A 17,643-nucleotide genomic window follows, 5' to 3' on the forward strand; every position below is an offset into this window, starting at 1 on the left:
AGCGGCGGCATCTTCGGAAAGCTCGAGTCTCACGACGTTGCGGGCCGCCATGTGAGGGAACTGCGTGCGGGTCCTCAGCTTCCGGTTCGATCGGACAGGACATACCGGTGATCGCGAATCAGTCGGTCACTGGTGCCGACGGCGCACAGGCGTCATCGGCACCGAAAGCGCTGGCTCCGGCGGCAGCTGTGGCAAAGGCTCGGCGTTGACGGCAGGTCACGGCGTAGTGGTACGACTGGCACCTCCTGCCGACTCTCCGATCGGGTCGGTCTCGGGCGAGCGGCGGGCGAGGGCGAGGCTGGTCACAGTCGTGATCGCCATCGCGGCGATGCCGACCAGCGCTGCCGTGGTGTAGGCGCTGTCGTTCGGGAAGGGGTGGCCGGGGTCGGTGCCGGCGGCCAGGACCAGGCCGCCGATGGCGCTGCCCAGGGAGTACCCGACGCTACGGACGACATAGTTGAAGCTCATGGCGCTCGACGTCTCGCTCTCGGGGGTGACGGCCAGGATGACGCCGGGCATGGCGGCAGTGAAGCTGCCGACGCCGAAACCCAGCACACCCATGGCGACGAACAGTTCGGCCAGGTTCGACCGTCCGGCAGCAAAGAGGACCAACCCGCCACCGACGACGGCGGCGCTGCCGGCCAAGAGCAAGGGGGCGTCGATCCGCATCCGGACCCGCGGCGTGACCTTGCCGGCGACGAACCCCAGCACGGAGAACGGGATGAGGACCAGCCCGGCGACGAAGGTGGTCAGCCCGAAGCCGTAGCCGGCGCTGTGCGGCGTCTGCGCGTACCGGGTGATGAGCGTGAGCAAGAGGTACATGCCGATCCCGCCGACGAACATAGCGATGTTCGCCCCGGCGACCGCCGGGTGCCGTACCGCCCGGACATCGACCAGGGGCGTCTTACTGCGCAGCTCAGAGGCTGTCCAGGCGCAGAGCAGGAGCACGGCAACGATGGCGAAGACTACCGCCACGGCGAGATGACGGCTCCATAGGCTCGTCTCGCTCGCGAGGAACAGGACGAGGAACAGTCCACCCGCCAGGACGAGCGCTCCCGCTACGTCCACATGAGCGGAGCGGCCTTCGGGAGCTACGGGCACGGAGCGCCAGGCGGCCAGGAAGGCAGTAGCGGTGACGAACAGCCCGAGGCCGTAGGCGGCGCGCACCCCACCGAACTCTGTGAGCAGGCCGGCGAGGGGGTAGCCGAGGCCGACCCCGATGATGGAGACCACCGAGATCAGGGCGATCGTGGCCGCACTGCGCCCCTCGGGAAGATGGTCACGGGCCACGCCCATCATCAGCGCCGTCAGACCGAGCCCGATGCCTTGGGCCGCCCTGCCGACAAGCAGCCACGCGAACGGCAGCGGTAGCACAGTGAGGGCACTCCCCGCCACGACGACTGCCAGCGTGGCAAGAATCGTGGCTCGTCGGTGTGGGCCGGCTCCGAGCCGGCCCAGTACGGGTGTGGCGACGGCGCCGCTGAGCAGGGCGATGGTCAGCGTCCACTGCGCGCTGTCGAGGGAGACGTGGAACGTGGTTGCCACGCTGGTGATGAGCGGTGCCCCGAGACTGGCGACTGCCGCCACGACCAAGGCGATGAATACAAGGGAGGAGACCAACAGCCGCGCCTCGGAGTGCTCCCGGGCAGTGCTCATCGGTTCGTCCCGGACGTAAGGGGGAGGAAGTCGGTGAAGCGAGGAGCGCCGGGCTCATGCGGCACGCGCGTGGCGCGTGCGGCGAAGCTGACGGCGTGGTACCACCCGCACAGCAGAAGCAGATCGAGCAGCTGGAGCTCGTCGAAGACCGACACGAGCCGTGTCCACAGCACGTCATCGATGTCGGAACGCTCGTGCAGCGCGTCGACGGCGAGGATGAGCAGCCGTTCCCGCTCGGAGGTCCAGCACCCGTCGGCGGGAACACCGTGCACCAGGGAGGCCGCCTGCTCGCGGGAGAACCCGACCCGTTCGGCGAACGTCATCATGTGCACGCCCCACTCGTACTCGCAGCCGCACAGCACGCATGTCCGGTTGATGGCGATCTCGCGTTCCCTCATGGTCAGAGTCAGCTGTCGGCCAAGCTCATAGCGCCCCCATCCGTGCATGGCGCCGGCCATCGGGAGGTTTCTGGCGAACATCCGGAACAGCCCGATCGGCGGGGCGTCCCCGGGCATCATGCGCGCGAGCAGCGCGCCGGCCTGGTCGGTGTACGGCGGTTCCAGCAGGGCTAATCGCGGCATCGGCGCTCCCGTTGAGGTTGTTTCGAAATTCGAAACACGCACGGATGCTAGTGTTTCGAATAACGAAACGCAAGGAGAGTCATGCCGACACCGCGCCCAGGAACACCGGTTCGTGGATCGACGACCGGCCGTCCGATCATGGCCGCGATGGACCTCTTCGGACGTCGGTGGGCGCTGCGCATTCTCTGGGAGCTGCGTGCGGGCCCACTCGGCGCCCGCGCGCTGCTGGCACATTGCGAAGGAATGTCATCCAGCGTCCTCTACCAGCGGCTTCGCGAACTCACGGCAAGCGGGATCATCGCCTCCTCAGCCGACGGCTACGAGCTCACTCACATGGGGGGAGCACTCAGTCATGCCCTCCGCCCGCTCGACGAATGGGCGATCAACTGGGCACAGGCGCAAGAACAGAACGATCAGAATCCTGCGGACGCATGAAGGTGGAGTCGGCGGTGGACGGAGGAAGCGGACGCCCGTCCGGCACAAGGATCACGGCACTCCGATGAGTAGGCGCGGTCTGCCCGTCATCATCGTCCGCGCGTGTCTGCGCGACGGCCAGGGCGGAAATCCCATCGCAGTGCTGGACGAGGCGCCACTGAGTGACGATGAACCCGTCGTGCGCCGGTTGAGATGGGAACGCCGCACGCGGTCGTCCTGTCGGTGCACGGCAGTCGACGCGTCAGACGATCTCCCCCGACACTTGGCCTCAGACCAGAGGCGGTACGGAGGGCCTGCTCAGGGCTGCCGTAGGCAGGTCAGGACGGCGAGCGGAGCCATCCGTAGGTGAAGGCGTTCGTGCCGGCCTGCACCGGCTCGGTGGGCGCAGGCATCGGAACAACGGTTCAGCTCGGCAAGCAGGATCCGGTGCAGCCGGTCGAGAACTCCTGCCTTCTGCGCTCGGTCCAGGCGCCGCCGGCACGTCTGTCCCGAGCCGAAGCCCAGCTCCAGCGGCAACAGTTGCCAAACCATGTGTCATTTTCGAGGACGAACAGGATGTCCCGCAGGCGGAGCCGGTCCGACACCGGTGGAGGCCCCGGCGGCCGCTCGGCCACGGCGGCAGCAACGGCTCGATCAACACCCAAAACTCATCGTCCATGATCCACGGTCGAGTGCCTACACCCTCGCGAACGGCCGGATCGTCACACTGGATGCCCAACCAGGACATCTCGACGAGAGTGTGTACCGAGTTCTCAGGTCGGCTTCTTCCGGACCGTCACCCACGCGGCGAAGTCCTCGATGCCGTCGATGAGCGCCTCGAACCGGAAGGAGTGGAAGAGGTCGAAGGCATGGTGCGCGCCTGGCAGTTCGACATACACGACTGGCGAGGTGGAGACGGAGCGCAGAGCGGTGACAAGGGCCTTGGGGTTCGCGGTGTCCACCAGCTCGTCCAGGTCCCCGTGCGCGATGAGGAATGGTGGTGCATCCGTCCGGACGAGGTTGACCGGCGAGGTCGCCGGGTCGCCGTCGAAGTACTCCGCGAGAAAGCCGTTGAGCGCGACGGCGGCGGTCACGGAGGTGTCCGCCTCCTCGAACCCGGGCTGGTAGGCCGGTTCATTGGGGGTGAGTGCTGCCTGAGCCGCCATGTGCCCACCTGCAGAGCTCCCCGCCACGAACACGGCCGCCCCAGGCGCCGCGCCGTACTTCGTTGCGTGTTCGCGCGCCCAGGCGATGACCTTCTTCGCGTCGATCAGATGCGCGGGATGCGGGAAGTCGGGGCGCAGCCGGTAGTTGGCGCTGATGCAGACCCAGCCCTGGCTGGCGAGTTGGTAGAGCAGGGGCAGCGACTGAGTGTTCTTGCGGCCCTGGTCGTAGTGGCCACCATGGAAGTGGATCATTACTGAGCCACCCTCGGGGCGCAGGCGGTGGTGGTAGACGTCGAGGAGGTTGCGGCGGCCTCCGTCCCCGTAGCTGAGATTGCCCACCCGCTTGACTTCACGGCGGCGGCGAAAGACGGGCCTGAGCAGGATGCGTGCCAGCGGCGGCCGACGGTACGTCCCCGTGCTGGCGCCCAGCGCTTCGTCCAGGGCGACCCGCACTACGGACGCCGCCCGCACCCCGCGCAGGGTGACCACCACAAGCCCGGCGCCCGCGGCCCCTGCCACCCCGACGTTCACCCGGTCGGCGGTCGTGGCGATGTCGCCCTCCGAGAAGGCCAGCGCCGTCGATGCCGCCAGCGCGTAGAGAGCGACGTGCGGGATCTCGTTGAAGACGAGGCCGAGCCGGTAGCTGAAGTAGAAGAGCGGTTTCGGCCCGCGTATGCGAACCAGGCAGAACAGCACGATCAGTACGGCCAGCACCACGGTCACCAGATAGCCCACAGCCACCACAACACCCCGTTCGACAGTCGGCTTGACAAACCCCTTCTGTGGTACCACGGATGGGATGACGTGAGAGGGGGAAATTCCCCCTGCGAACGTGTACTTGAGGTGGCTGCCCGTCCAAGCGGCAGGGGAAGCGCCGCGGTGGCGACAACGATTCGATCAGCACGGCCCACGCATGTCGAGGGCGCGCTGGGTCGCAAACATCACGAGAGCGGTGGCGGCGATGCCCATCACGTCCATCGCATCCCGACAGCCGACAGCTGCTCGGCCCGTTCGGGCGTCAGCGTCGCTGCACGGGTTCGTTGGTTCGCGACCCAGGCGCCAAGCTTGAGCGGGCGTTCCTCATCCTGGCCGTCGCCGGATGCGGGGACGTTGATGGTCTCGATGTGTTTGCGGGGGACCTTGAGGTGGCCTTCCCGCTCGTAGAACTGCTTGGCGGCGGTGATGTGGATCGCCCACTTCTGGGCCTGGCTCATGGAAGGCTTCGGCTTCTCGGCTTCGTCGGCGGGTTCGATGCCGAGGACGTTGGCGCACATCCACTGCTGGGCGCCGGTGAGCTTGTCCCACCTCGTGCGAACCGTCCGAACCCAGCGGCCGAGGTCCTCCCCCTGGGCCACGGCTTGCCGGGGCCGGGTGGGCAGCGGTTCGCCGGCTTCGAGGTGGAGACGCGTGAGGTGGAACGTGCGCTGCCACGTGACCGGCCAGGCCGGGCACCACGATGCGTCGATCTCCTCCAGCTGCTCGCGCCGCTCCTCCGAGAGGGCCCAGCCCGTGTTGTCAGTGGTGAGCCCTTCGGCCTCGCGCTGTTGGTTGTCGTCGGTGCGGCGTGCGGCGGCGCGGGCGTTCTTGAGGAAGATGCCGACCTTCGCTCCTTCGTAGGTGGCGTCCAGCGGCGCGAGGAGGTGGCCGTGCAGCTGCGCCCAGGCGCGGGCCGCGGACAAGCCTTCCTCCCAGGCGACATCGACGGTGGACCAGATCATGCCGAGCTTCTCGAGCTGGGCGATCCGGTCATCCGACATGGTGCCGCGGGCGTACTGGCGGCGGGCGTCAGCGATCCACTGCCCGAGCGGGAATCCGGCCAGCGACGCCGGCCAACCCGTCCCACCGACTGCGTCCTGCCCGGTGTCGAGGTCCTCATCCTGCGGGGAGCTGGGGGCCCGGAAGGCGAAGGGCACGCGCAGCCCGCCGTGCTGGCCTGTGTAGACGACGGAGGCTTCGATCCCGCGCCGCCAGTGTTCGTGTTCGGGGTCCAGGATCCGCAGCTTGATGAACGCTGCCAGCACCGCTGGGTCGCGCGGCGTGCTGAACTTCAGCAGCTCCCGGGCCCCAGTGCTCGGCCCCACCCCTGCTCCCTGTCCCTGCTCCATCTCGACGTCGTCGTATTCATCGTCGCCACTGTTGGCAGGCTCGGTGGAGGCGGATGCCTGTCCAAGCGTCTCGACGACGCGGGCGTCGTGTGCGCGGAGGGCTTCGAGGAGTTTGGCGAGGTCTCCGTAGGCCTTGCTGGTGAGCATGTTGTGGGCGCTCTCGCCGGGCTTGAGGAGGATCGGGACGACGAGGGAGGCTGTCTTGCCTTCGCCGGGCTGCATGCGCAGGGCGCGGCCGACGGCTTGGACGAGGTCGGGCATGGAGCCGCGGACATCGGCGAAGTACACGCTGTCGCAGTCGCGGGTGTCGACGCCTTCCCCGAGGACCTTCACCGAGCCGAGGTAGCTCTTCTCCACGACCGTGCCGTCGCCGGCGATGCCGGTGGCGAACTCGTCCAGGACCCGGGTCCGGTGGAGCGGGCTGTGCTCCCCGGCAAGCCAGTCGGCCCAGATGGTGTGGGGGTAGAGCTCGGGGTCGTCCTTGTGCAGACGGGCCGCGACGTCGGGCAGGCCGGCGGAGAACGCTTCGGCTTCCCTGACCAGGTGGTGGAAGGTCAGGGTGCGCTTGAACCCTTCCTCGGCCGACGCCTTCACCAAGGCGGTCTGCAGGGCGGCGATCCTCGCCCCCCGCACCTCCTCGGTAGTGGCCGTGCTGCCGGGGCGCAGGGTGTCCTGGTACTCGGTGTCGGTGACGTCGACACAGACGACCTGGTAGCGGGCGCAGATTCCCCAGCTCACCGCGTCGGACAAGGTGAGCGTGTACGCCCTTCCTCCGAACGGTCCGTCGGGGTCGTCCTCCATGCTCGCCACGAGCTCCCCGGGCTGGCCCGGGCTGTCCTCGTCGAGCTGCCACACCCGCGGGGTCGCGGTCATGTAGAGGCGCCGGGCGGCAGGGACGCGCTGGTTGTCGTGAACGACGGCCCACGGCTTCCCGAGCCGCCCGGAGGTGCGATGCGCTTCGTCCACGATGATCAGATCCCAACCGGGCAGGCCCGCCTGGTGGGCGCGTTCCAGGGTGCCCAGGCCGAGGGAGGCGTAGGTCGCGAAGACGGTCACCTTGTCGAGGTGGCGGGTCCACTCGACGAGCTCGTCGGGGTCCGTGGTGTTCGGGAAAGACGCCTCCTCACCGCGCAGGGAGGAGATGCCCAGCACAGGGCCGGTGCGACCGCTGTCGCGCCAGGCCTGCTCGGTCTGGGTGAGCAAATCCAGGGAGGGGACGACGACCAGGACGCGGCCGGCCTGGATCCCGTCCGCGGTGCGGGCGGCGACGAGGGTCTTGCCCGAGCCGGTCGCCATGATGACCTGCGTGCGCAGACCGCGGGCCGGGAGCCGGGCGCCGGGCGGCAGTTCGAGGGCGCGCAGGATCGCGTCGAGGGCTTCGCGCTGATGGGATCGCAGAGCGGGCTTACTCATGCGAGAGGCCTCCGTCGGTGAGGGGGTGCTCATGCGCGCACGGTTCGGCGCTCGACCTCCGCCGCCACGAACAGTGCCCACCGGTCGGTCCACGCCTGGTGGGCTTCGCCGTCGCCGACGGGGATGTCGACCAGGTCGTCGGGGACCTCGATCACAGCGGCGTCGTACTCGGCCGGGTCGAAAAGGGACGCCCACACCACCCGGTGCTCGGAGTCACTGACCAGGGCGGCGAGAACGCCCCCGGTGGCCGCGTCGCCCTTGCGGACCGCGTCCCATCCGGCGATGACGGCCTTCTCCCTGCTCCGCGTCATCACCGTGTCCGTCCCGTGCGGGTGCTGGCGTCCCCTCAGGGTATGCAGGGACCAGCGGGTCCCAACGGCCTGCGGCCACCGGTTCCGTGCGGTCTGCCGCGTGATCTTCGCCGCCGCCCCCATCTCCGGGAAGCTCGCCCCCGCCCGCCCCGACCGTGCCGCAGCGTCCTTCATCACCTGCTCGGCGACCTCACCGCACTCGGCGGCAACCTCCAGGTGCCGCAGGTGCAGACGCCGGGCCGCAGGGGACTCCGGACGCAGCGCGCTCGCACTGTGCGGATGCTCGTCCGCGGCAATACCCTCACGCCGCTTCGCCTCGGACCACAGCAGCTCCTGAAGCGCCGTCACGAAGTCGCCGCCACCGAGCCACATCCCATCACCCATGAAGACAGTTTACACACCAATTATTCGTGTCGACAAGAAATGTTTCCAAGAAGCGCGCGCTGCATGGGCAGCCAAGAAGTGCCCTCCAGCACGGTGACTCGTCGGTCTGCTCTGTTGCTCTGTTGCCCCTTGTGCGTCACGAACTCCCCTTCTTTCGCGGGTGCGTGACAGCGGTGCGCATCCTGTCCAACCGGGTGACAACCGGGCCTGCTGTGACTCCGTGCAAGACCACCGAGGCAAGGACGGTGAAGGTCACTACCGCCCACAGTTCCCGCGCCGGCACAGGGAAGTCGTGCTGCCCCAGAGCGTAAGCGAGGTAGTACAGCGAACCGATACCCCTAATGCCGTAGCCTGCGACAACCCAACGCTGCTCGGCGCGTATGGGGCTCCCGAGCAGCCCGGCCCACCCGGCCACCGGCCGGATCACCAGCAGAAGCAGCAGGCCCGTGACAGCACCCTGCCAGGTCAAAGAGGCAAGGCCGCCCAATGCGATGAATGCGCCCAGCAGAAACAGCAGTACCGCGGTGAGTAGCCGCTCAATCTGTTCCACGAAGTCGTGAAGGATGTTGTGGAAGCCATGGGCGCGCTCGGCGGCCCGGATCGCGCACGCTGCGGTGAACACGGCTAGGAAACCGTAACCCCCCAACAGTTCGGTGACCCCGTAAGCCAGGAAGGTGGCACCCAGCGCGACGAAGCCCTCCCGATGTTCGGACATGCGCAACATCGGCGAGCGGGCGCGGAAGAAGAGCCAGCCCAGCAGCCGGCCGACGAGCAACCCGCTCAACGCACCCACGGTGCACTTGAGAGCGACGTCCTCCGCCGCCCATGTGCCGACCCAGGCGGCCGACCAGCCGCTTCCAGCAGCAGCAGCCAACGCGATCGCCGCGTACGTCAGGGGGAAGGCGAGCCCGTCGTTGAGACCCGCCTCGCTTGTGAGTGCGAAGCGCACCTCGTCCTCATCGTCCTCGTTCTCGGTGGGCTCCCCCACCCGCACCTCCGAGGCAAGCACCGGATCAGTCGGAGCGAGAACGGCGGCCAGCAGCAGAGCGGCGGCAGGCGGCCAGCCCAGCAGCCACCACGCCACAAGCGCGGTGGCGACGACGGTCGACACCATCGTGATGCCCAGTAGCCGCCAGGTCGTGCCCCACTTGTGCCAGCCAACGGGGCGATTGAGAGCCAGCCCGGCGCCCATCAGCGAGATGATCACGCCGACCTCGGTGATGTGCTCGGTCACCTGCCGGTCTTCGACCGGATCGATCACAGGCAGCGGCAAGGGAAGGAGGTACACGCCGACGCCGGCCACCAAGAACAGAAGGGGCATCGAGAGCGGACGGCCGGCCACCACCCGGGGAAGGACCGCCGCGAGCAGCGCTCCGGCTCCCAACCATGCGAACACCGCATCGCCTATTGTCACTGCGCTGATCCATCCTTCCGCTGCCACGCCCGGTGGCCTCGCGCTCGCGCCGTACGAAACCGCTGCCGACTGTCCGTAACGATCACATGACTGGATGAGACCGGCTCGATCTTGATCTCAGGTCGCGTACCCGCTATTCAGCGGCACAGCCTGCCTCATCCGAAACTCAGCACGATGGGACACCTGGCTCAACGGCTCTGCCCACGTGGGCGAGTGCAACCGCAGAGGATGGCCTGCTCCTGGGAACGGAACAGCGACGCGGACGGCAAGGATCGCCGACACCTGCAACGTGATGCACCTTGCTCCGGGCGCAGCCGAATTCGCCGGCTTCCAGGCCCGGCTGCACGGCAGCGGGCAATACACCCTCGTCGCGGATGAGACGCAAACAGCCGCCGCCACGCTCCAGCATCTGGAAGCCACCTACGACGACCTACGTGCCGCGGTTGCGGTGGCCTGCGGACCATAGCGTGTGCTCAGCTGCCGAGTGCACGTTGCCGCCTGGCGAGTGGTCTCCCACGACGTGCCCTCTTCGCAGCGAATGCACTTCTCTGTCCGCGCGGCCACGGCAGGGTTTGCGTGTCGATCACGGTCGGTCACCGTCATGTCGGGGGCCGTGTTGCTTGGTCACGACAATGCCGGGAGGCCGGGGTGGGTATGTCGCGCTGCATTGTTCGCCGCGATCCGGATGGCACGGCAAGGACAGCATCGCCATCGCCGACCAAGTCGGCCGGGCGCGCCACTCCCGCTCGATGTTCGGCAATTTGCTGCGCGACGACGGATGGGACAACAACGCCTCCGTCGGCCTGTCATGGCTTGTGTACGCGTGCCCAGCCGGAGGGCGCCGCACCCCGCAGAGGCGACACGACGGGCGGGTACCGTGCGCGCTGCGAAACATCGGGGGACGTGTTCCGTCGGCTCTCGTCAGAAGTGAGCGAGCGGCCCAGACGGACAAACCGTGAGCCGCCAAAAGTGTCCACGCCCACGTCGGCGGTGGCGCCGACCGGGGGCCTGCTGATGCTGCCCGAAGGCTCATGCCCCCTGGCGGCCGGCATCCGGGGCGCCCAGCTGATCGAACTGCCCGAAGCTGCCCACGTGATGGTGCTCAGGGGGCACGAAAGTCCTTCGCGTCCAGGTACGCCACGTGGGTGCAGCCGCGCCGCTTTGTGATGTCGTCAACGTACGTCCGGAACAGGGCAGACAGCGCCTGCGAGCCGAGCACGTTGTCATACGTGTAGCTGGAGCTGAGGGTGTGCAGGGCGGGCTTGCCACCACAGATGGAGGAGGCCCACCACGCGCCGCGCGCGTGTCCGGCCGTCCCCGCTTTGATGACCTTGTCCTCGCCACCCTCGTCCTCGTATCCCACCGTGCGCGCCTCTGCGCCGAAGTAGGAGACGGTGCGCAGCCACCAGGGCGAGTGCGTGAGCGCAGCGCTTGCGTAATCGCGGTCGTCGTCGTGCAAGCCTTCGGCGATACGGCCCACATGGTCAGGGCTGACCGCTAGAAGGCAGCCTTCGATGGGGTATGTGTCCCGTGCGGGTCCCGCGAGGGCACGGTCGGGTAGCCGGCCTTGCCCTCGCCCCTCGATGTGTCGGGCAAACCAGCGACATGAACCGTCCGCCGCCTGCGCGGGGCGGAGGCCGGACGGAACGGATGCCAACTGTTGCTCAGGCAGAGCGGGCAGTCGGGTCCGGCAGCCGATCCGGTCGGTGAGCGCTGCGGCGGCCGAGCGGGCGATGTGGGCGAGGCGCTCACGGTCCGCTTCGGAGACGTTGTCGTAGTCGGCGCGGGCAGTGACGTTCAACAGCTTCGGGGCCGTCGCGCGGCTGCCGGGGCCGCACTCGGCGCGGATGGTGGTGTACCAGTTGCCGTACCGGCCCAAGGTGCCATCGCCGATCGGTCGCGCTTCGGGGCGCCGATCGGCGATCGCGGTGACATCGCGCTTCTGGCTGCCGTAACCCGTACGGAACGGCTCCAGTTCACTGTCGTCACCGATCCGGTACAACGGCTCGGAGGTGTCACTGCCCCGCACCGTCAACGTGAACAGGCTCGTGGTCTTGCCTGGACCGGGCACCTTGTAGACGGTGCAGGTACCGGGCAGTTCACCGACATTGAGCCTGGACTCGTCGTAGTCACTGCCCTTTGCCCGGACCATGCCGCCCTGCAGGTCCATCACCGCGTCCGCGGACACAAGCCGATCACATGTCGCGTTGATATCGCGCTCACTGGACGCGCGGTCCCGGATGTCATCGAACGTCAACCAGCCCGCGTACAGACTCAGCCCGATCCCGCCATACGCCGTCCACCGCCACAGCCTGATCCACCCCGCCCGCATCGCACACTCCCCCTCGAAACCTGTCCGTCGCGATCACTGCCGCCCGGGCACGAGCGTAGATGTCCGGCCTCAGGCCAGTCGAGGCAGGGCGCTGACCTACTCGTATCCGTCGAAGTCCAGGGGGCGGACGGCCTTGCCGGTGGTCCTCGTGATGGTCCTGGCTCAGTGCCTCGCGCGGGTGGCCAGGGCCAGTGATTCCACCCGGCCGCCCCATAGCGGGTTGTCGCAGCACTCGCTGCGATCGTCACCGACCAGGTCGGCCGCGTCCTGCTGGTGCACCCCGCCTACCGCGAGGACGATCGGTGGCTGCTGCCCGGAGAAGTCGTCGAACCCGGCGAACACCCGCAAGACGCCTGTCGGCGCGAGATCGCCGAGGAGCTGGGCCTGCCAGACCTGCCCCTGTCGGGAGTACTCCATCCACTCCCTCTCACCGCACCACCCCGAGAGCCTGCCCGGCACGCCCTGCACCGGAGAGATCCGGTATGCCTTCGACGGCGGAGCCCTCACCCCCGGCCAGGCGCAGGCGATCCGCCTGCCTCGCAAGGCGCTGCTCGAGTACGGCCTCTTCGAGGCCGGGGACGCGGTGCAGCTGCCGGTCCCTGGGCGGTCGGGGCCGGCCGCGGTGTGCCGCAGCGGGGGCGCCGGCAGACGTCGCGCGGCAGGGGCTCTTTACCGCCCCGGCTTCGCGCCGGATGATCGGGGCATGGCTCTGTCGACTTCCCCTGTCCGAATGTGGTGGCTCCCCAGTGCAGTTCTGCTCGTCGGGCAGGCGACGTGGGGAGTGCTGCGCTACCCGCATCTACCGGACCGGATACCGCAGCACATCGGAACCGACGGGGTGGACTCCTGGGCGGACAGGTCGGTCGGCAACGCGTTCGTGCTGGTCTTCGTGTACGCGGGGGTGACGGCGCTGATGGTGGGCTGCGCGAAGCTGACGCTGCGCGTGACCCCGCGCGACGAGCTGCCGCGATCCGGTACTTCACCCTACGCCGCGGCAAGGACGGCATCGCCTCTGGTCAACCGTCCTCGCAGTCGGGCCTCGGCACTGAGGGCCGCACGTGCCCTGCTGGTACTGAACGCCTGTATCGGCCTCTCTTTCGTGGCGGGCTGCGGAATGCTCTGGCGCTCCACGCCGGACCCGGATGTGCCCGTGTGGTTCCCCGTGGCGATGACGCTGCCGCTCCTCGTCGGCACCGCGGTGACCCTCGCAGCCGCAGTGCACGGCCGGAAACGGTGAGCCCGCAGGACAGGAGACGCACCCTCACGCAGAAGGCCGGTCTCTCGCCTCCGGGGGACGGGCTGTCCGTGCCGCCCAGCCGCGGGTGGACAGCAGCCGTGAACCAGTCGGCAACCCGCCCCACCGGCTCCTGCTCGGCAGCCCCGCCTACGGCATGGCCCTGGAAGAGCACGACGAGCTGCGCGCGGGATTCACCGCGTGGCAGGACCTCACTCGCAGCGCGGAACCGACCTCCTCAAGCCCCGCTTCCCCGACGTCCCCGTCAAGGGCGAACTCGGCGAACGCACCCTCTGCTGTCCGACCAAGCCGCCAAGCAGGGAACCTGCCGCTGCAATTCGGTGTAGCGCAGCGGACCAGCGGTGTCCCCAACCGTCTGTTCGATCTGCCAGGGAGCACCCGATGATCCGCCGGACACACTGCCTAGCCCTGCCCCGCCCCGAAAGGCGTTGTCCAGCGTCAGGGTGAGCTCGGCGATTCGCCTTCCATCGTCGGACCGGCACAGACCGAACGTGTAGACCCCGGTCGAGATCATTTGGATGCTCTCGCCGGCGTTCCTCGTCTGCACCAGGTAGGCCCGCACCTCAGCGGTGGCGGCGTCCGTCGTCGTCACCGCAACATTGCCGAGGTGGTGCCGCATCCTTCCGGTCCGGGCCGTGTGCCCGTCACGGATGAAGTGGAGCACCGCCGCGCGTCCGGCGACCGGGCCGAGCACTCCCTGTCAGGGCATCGTGAAGGTCCAGGTGGTGTCTTCGGCCAGGACCGTTTCCCGCTCGGGGACAGTCAGCTCGTCCAGGGCGTGGGCGTAGTTCGCCACCGCCTGCTGGAGTTCGGCGATCACGAGATCACCGTCAGCACGATCTTGCCTTGGATGTGGCCCTGCGCGGCTCGCATGTGTGCGCTGCCCGCCTCGGGCAGCGGGTACGTGCTGTCCACCCCGACCTGGAGCTTGCCCTCATTGAACAGACGCCCGATCTCGGCGAGCTGGGGGCCGTTGGAACGGACCTGGATGTTCGAGACTGTGATGCCCAGACTCGCCGTCTCTTCCGGGTCGTACTGGGCGAAGAACACCGGAAGCATGGTGCCGCCGTGCTTGAGCACGGTCAGGAAGCGTGAGCTGTCCGGGCCACCGACGGTGTCGATCACCAGGTCGACACCGTCGACCACGTCCGCGGCCTGCGTCCTGGTGTAGTCGATGAACTCATCGACGCCGAGCTTGCGCAGGAACTGCTCGTGCCGGCCCGAGGCCACCGCGATTACGTGTGCCCCCTTCCATTTCGCCAACTGCACCGCGAAGTGGCCCACTCCACCGGCCGCCCCGTTGACCAGCACGGTCATCCCCGGCGTGATCGGCACCGGCTGGTGCACCTGGCCGGTGAAAGGAGACGGCACATCGTGGCCGAGATCAATCAGGTACTGCCAGGCCGTAAGCACGGCCATCGGCGCCCCAGCCGCCTGCACGTGGTCGATTCCGGCTGGCTTGTGAGCCAGGTCCGAAGCCGGCGCGGCCACGTACTCAGCGTAGGTCCGGCCGTCGAATCCGGGGAACCGCAGCATGCCGAAGACCTCGTCACCGACGGCGAACCCCAGCACGTCCGGAGCGACCGCCTGGACCACACCCGACATGTCCGTTCCGGGGATCAGGGGGAAGTCCAGCGCCGGCCTCATCTCGGCCGGCATGACCTTCATCCCCTCACGCAGGTACCGGTCCGGCGGATTGATGCCCGCCGCGTGCACCCGGACGAGCACCTCGCCCGGGCCGATCTCGGGAACCGGCGCCTCGTCATACTGCAGAACTTCCGGCCCGCCCGCTTCGTGGAACTGGATCGCCTTCATCGCACCTGTCGCTTTCCTGGGGAAACGTTGCTCCTTCAAGTCAAGGCCCAGGACGGCATGGCCGTCCAAGACCGGTTCGGCAACCTGCTCATTCCGAAACGGCATGACGCGTAGGCTGGCAGGGTGAACGATCTCGGACAGGACCTGGAACTGCGGCTGGTGCGCTACTTCACCGTGGTGGCGAAGCACCAGCACTTCGGCCGGGCCGCCGCCGACTTGCACGTGGCCCAGCCGGCGCTGAGCCGCCAGATCCAACGGCTCGAGAAGCATCTCGGCGCACGACTGCTTGACCGCGTGCCCCAGGGCACCCGACTCACTCCGGCCGGCCAGAGGTTCCTCCCCCGGGCCCAGGCCCTGCTGCAGTCCGCCCGCCAGGCCGAGTTGGTGGTGCGTGAACAAGCCGAGACCAAACGAATCACCATCGGCTACGTTGAAGACCTGGTGATCACTGCCGCCGTACGGGAACTGCGCCGCCGTCACCCGGACGCCGAGATCGCCACCCGGTACCTGACCTGCCGCGACGTCGGGGCACTGTCCGACAAGCGCGTCGACGCCCTGATCGCGCGGTCCCCGCTGCCACTCGCCGCCGACGACGTGCTCACCACCCCGCTGTACGAGGAGCCCCGGATACTCGCGGTCCCGCGCGGCCATCCCTGGGCCGACCGCGCGTCGGTGACCGCGGAAGAACTGGCCGGCGAACAGGCGGCGCCGTGCGCGTTCGACACCGCTGACTGGACGTCCTACCGAATCCTCGGGGCCGACGTGCCACCGATCGAGAACTACGAGGACAAGCTCGAACTCGTCGCGAGCGGCCGGGCGATCGCCGTACTACCGGTCGGCGATCGGCGTAGCTCGCTGCGTCCCGACCTCGTCACCGTCCCGATCGAGGGCGCTCCCCCCAGCCAGGTCGTCGTGGTCAGCCGCAAGGGCGACCCGAATCCGATGATCAGGAATCTCCGGCTGGCGGCCGAGGCCGTCCTGACCGCCCCGGCAGCCTGACCGGGGCCAGCCACATGCGCAACCGGTCTCGCCCGGCGATGCTCGACCGGTCGACGGCGTCCCTCGACGGTGAGGGACGCGTTCCGGTGCGTCATGCAGTGGGGCCGGGCGCGGAGGGCCGTTTGGTGGTGTCCCGCCGGGAGATGGCCTCTGCCACCTCGTCAAGGGCAGTGCGCAGGAAGGCGCCATATGCATCCTGAAGGAGGTTGGGGGCGTGCTCCTTGGCCGCGTTGATGTGGTCGGTGGCCGCTCCGAAGGACCCGAGTCGGCGGTAATTGTCGGCCAGGTTGAGGTGGAGGGAGGGGTAGAACCCGGCGATGCGGAGGCTGGCGTGGTGCTCCTGGACGCGCTGCTCGGACACGGCGTCGGCAGCGTCCAGCGCCCGGACGTCCCAGGCGAGGGCCTGGGCAGGATCTTCGAAGAGGTCTGCCAGATAGTGGGCGAGCGAGCAACGGTGCAGCGGGTCGCCGGTGACGCCGATCGCCGACCACAGGTTCAGAAGCTTCTGACGGGCGGAAAGAGTGTTGCCCGTTCGGCCCTCGCCAACGGCCTGGCCGATGGCTTCCATGGTCGGGTCGGGACTGGCGGGTGCGGTAGGCATGAAGTGTTCCTCGTTGTCGTTCTCAGGATGAGTGGTCGACCTTGACAGGCATGGCCAGGGTGGTGAGATCGCCGCGGTCGGCGGAGCGGATCGTGACGGGCCCGTCGTATCCCCTCAGGTCGAGCATCACGTCGGGACCGATGGCTGTGCTCACGGCGGGATAGAGCGTGGTCATCTCGAACCGGATATGGAGAGCTCCGCCCGTCACGGTGGCCGGGAGCTGAACACTGGGATGCTCGTCGTTCGAGGGCCGGATGTTCACTCCGTGATCGGAGACGTACAGCCCCACGCGTTCGCCGGGGTGTTCTTCCAGGGCACGCAGCAGAAGGTCCTTCGAGACCGTCACGCGGGTGCTGATCTCGCCCAGGGAGGCGAGCATCAGCCGGTGATCGGGGAAGTCCTCGGGCAGCAACCGGCAGTGCCGGTCCTCCCGCTCGGGTACGCGCAGCCAGATCCCGTGCGGCACCGCTTCGATGCGGACCAGCGCACTGCACCGGACCGTTGCGAGCGCGGTCCGCAGGTCGTCGCCGTCGACCGTGCCGGCCCACGTCTGCTCCGCCGACCGCGCCGGCACCAGGGTCCGGGTGGAGAGCCGGTACCGGTCGGTCGCCGTCAGGGTGATCGCCTCATGACTCACCTCAATGTGCAAGCCGGCAAGCACCGCCATCCCAGGCTCGTGCGCGGTCGCGGTCAGCACCTGCTCCACCGCATCCGCCAGCACGGGCCCCTTCAGCATCGCGATCACCACACCGGGCACGTTGCCGCCGAGCACGGACTTGATGACAGCAGCCTTCTGCCGTGCCGTCGCCGCATCCTCGACGATCTTGGCAACATACTCGTCGAGCAGCCGCGCTGCCGCGCCGGCCCCGGCGTCGAGGACCGCCTCGACCGCAGCGAGAGGCATGGTGATCTCGCGGAGCTGACGCAGCGCGGTCGCCCGTGCCACCTGGTCAGCGCCGTAGTAGCGATAGCCCGAGACCGGGTCCACTTCGGCAGGGGGCAGCAGCCCGGAGTCGGCGTAGAACCGCAACGCGCTGGACGTCAGACCACTGCGCCGGGCAAAAACCCCGATTGGCATAAGCTCAGAATTTGGCACCTCGCCATCATTGAGCTTCAACCAACTCGAAGGTCAACATCGACGTGGGGCGTAACCAACGTCATGGCCAGCAACAACCAGCCCTGGCTGAAGCCTTGCTT

Annotated in this window: 15 protein-coding genes; 4 read left to right on the top strand and 11 right to left on the bottom strand. The window is 68.3% G+C overall.

Annotated features, from left to right (window positions below; translation table 11 throughout):
- Positions 1 to 216: 216 nt before the first annotated feature.
- Positions 217 to 1,656, bottom strand: a complete 1,440-nt coding sequence (locus ACFUNE_RS11305) for an MFS transporter (RefSeq protein WP_383565135.1) — start codon at positions 1,654 to 1,656, stop codon at positions 217 to 219.
- The gene (locus ACFUNE_RS11310) at positions 1,653 to 2,279 is read right to left on the bottom strand and encodes a carboxymuconolactone decarboxylase family protein (RefSeq protein WP_383565137.1); all 627 of its coding nucleotides are present in this window, start codon (positions 2,277 to 2,279) and stop codon (positions 1,653 to 1,655) included. Before ACFUNE_RS11310 ends, ACFUNE_RS11305 begins: the two co-directional genes overlap by 4 nt.
- A gap of 96 nt (positions 2,280 to 2,375) precedes the next feature.
- Between ACFUNE_RS11310 and ACFUNE_RS11315 the strand changes: the two genes are divergently transcribed.
- Positions 2,376 to 2,672, top strand: a complete 297-nt coding sequence (locus ACFUNE_RS11315; RefSeq protein ID WP_383565710.1) for a winged helix-turn-helix transcriptional regulator — start codon at positions 2,376 to 2,378, stop codon at positions 2,670 to 2,672.
- Between the two features lie 752 nt (positions 2,673 to 3,424).
- On the opposite strand, the gene ACFUNE_RS11320 is transcribed toward ACFUNE_RS11315, so the two are convergent.
- The 5 genes from ACFUNE_RS11320 to ACFUNE_RS11340 all read right to left on the bottom strand — a co-directional run bounded on the left by ACFUNE_RS11320 (position 3,425) and on the right by ACFUNE_RS11340 (position 11,701).
- Complete coding sequence (locus ACFUNE_RS11320) at positions 3,425 to 4,558, bottom strand: alpha/beta hydrolase (protein WP_383565139.1); 1,134 nt, start codon at positions 4,556 to 4,558, stop codon at positions 3,425 to 3,427.
- Positions 4,559 to 4,785: 227 nt separating this feature from the next.
- Positions 4,786 to 7,335: a Helicase associated domain protein gene (locus ACFUNE_RS11325; protein WP_383565141.1), complete on the bottom strand. Its 2,550-nt coding sequence runs from the start codon at positions 7,333 to 7,335 to the stop codon at positions 4,786 to 4,788.
- Positions 7,336 to 7,364: 29 nt separating this feature from the next.
- Complete coding sequence (locus tag ACFUNE_RS11330) at positions 7,365 to 8,030, bottom strand: hypothetical protein (protein ID WP_383565143.1); 666 nt, start codon at positions 8,028 to 8,030, stop codon at positions 7,365 to 7,367.
- A gap of 136 nt (positions 8,031 to 8,166) precedes the next feature.
- Entirely contained in the window at positions 8,167 to 9,444 is a 1,278-nt protein-coding gene (locus ACFUNE_RS11335; protein ID WP_383565712.1) for a cation:proton antiporter, read from the bottom strand.
- Positions 9,445 to 10,546: 1,102 nt separating this feature from the next.
- Positions 10,547 to 11,701 carry a hypothetical protein gene (locus tag ACFUNE_RS11340; RefSeq protein ID WP_383565145.1) on the bottom strand — a complete coding sequence of 385 codons (1,155 nt, stop codon included), beginning with the start codon at positions 11,699 to 11,701 and terminating at the stop codon, positions 10,547 to 10,549.
- A gap of 348 nt (positions 11,702 to 12,049) precedes the next feature.
- On the opposite strand from ACFUNE_RS11340, the gene ACFUNE_RS11345 reads away from it, so the two are divergent.
- Together ACFUNE_RS11345 and ACFUNE_RS11350 are read left to right on the top strand one after the other, a co-directional pair.
- On the top strand, positions 12,050 to 12,472 hold the full coding sequence (locus tag ACFUNE_RS11345) for an NUDIX domain-containing protein (protein ID WP_383565147.1): 423 nt from the start codon (positions 12,050 to 12,052) through the stop codon (positions 12,470 to 12,472).
- Positions 12,473 to 12,479: 7 nt separating this feature from the next.
- Complete coding sequence (locus tag ACFUNE_RS11350) at positions 12,480 to 13,013, top strand: DUF1648 domain-containing protein (protein WP_383565149.1); 534 nt, start codon at positions 12,480 to 12,482, stop codon at positions 13,011 to 13,013.
- A 262-nt stretch (positions 13,014 to 13,275) separates the two neighbouring features.
- Here the strand turns inward: ACFUNE_RS11350 and ACFUNE_RS11355 are convergent, their stop codons facing one another.
- Both ACFUNE_RS11355 and ACFUNE_RS11360 read right to left on the bottom strand, forming a co-directional pair.
- Positions 13,276 to 13,725, bottom strand: a complete 450-nt coding sequence (locus tag ACFUNE_RS11355; RefSeq protein WP_383565151.1) for a nuclear transport factor 2 family protein — start codon at positions 13,723 to 13,725, stop codon at positions 13,276 to 13,278.
- 122 nt (positions 13,726 to 13,847) lie between these two features.
- Positions 13,848 to 14,846: an NADP-dependent oxidoreductase gene (locus tag ACFUNE_RS11360; protein WP_383565714.1), complete on the bottom strand. Its 999-nt coding sequence runs from the start codon at positions 14,844 to 14,846 to the stop codon at positions 13,848 to 13,850.
- A gap of 123 nt (positions 14,847 to 14,969) precedes the next feature.
- Between ACFUNE_RS11360 and ACFUNE_RS11365 the strand changes: the two genes are divergently transcribed.
- The gene (locus tag ACFUNE_RS11365; RefSeq protein WP_383565153.1) at positions 14,970 to 15,845 is read left to right on the top strand and encodes a LysR family transcriptional regulator; all 876 of its coding nucleotides are present in this window, start codon (positions 14,970 to 14,972) and stop codon (positions 15,843 to 15,845) included.
- 91 nt (positions 15,846 to 15,936) lie between these two features.
- Here the strand turns inward: ACFUNE_RS11365 and ACFUNE_RS11370 are convergent, their stop codons facing one another.
- Both ACFUNE_RS11370 and ACFUNE_RS11375 read right to left on the bottom strand, forming a co-directional pair.
- On the bottom strand, positions 15,937 to 16,446 hold the full coding sequence (locus ACFUNE_RS11370; protein ID WP_383565155.1) for a hypothetical protein: 510 nt from the start codon (positions 16,444 to 16,446) through the stop codon (positions 15,937 to 15,939).
- A gap of 22 nt (positions 16,447 to 16,468) precedes the next feature.
- Positions 16,469 to 17,542 carry a MerR family transcriptional regulator gene (locus tag ACFUNE_RS11375; RefSeq protein WP_383565716.1) on the bottom strand — a complete coding sequence of 358 codons (1,074 nt, stop codon included), beginning with the start codon at positions 17,540 to 17,542 and terminating at the stop codon, positions 16,469 to 16,471.
- Between the last annotated feature and the right edge of the window lie 101 nt (positions 17,543 to 17,643).

Origin of the sequence: Streptomyces sp. NPDC057287 (assembly GCF_042667905.1) — a bacterium.
Taxonomy (GTDB): Bacteria; Actinomycetota; Actinomycetes; order Streptomycetales; family Streptomycetaceae; genus Streptomyces.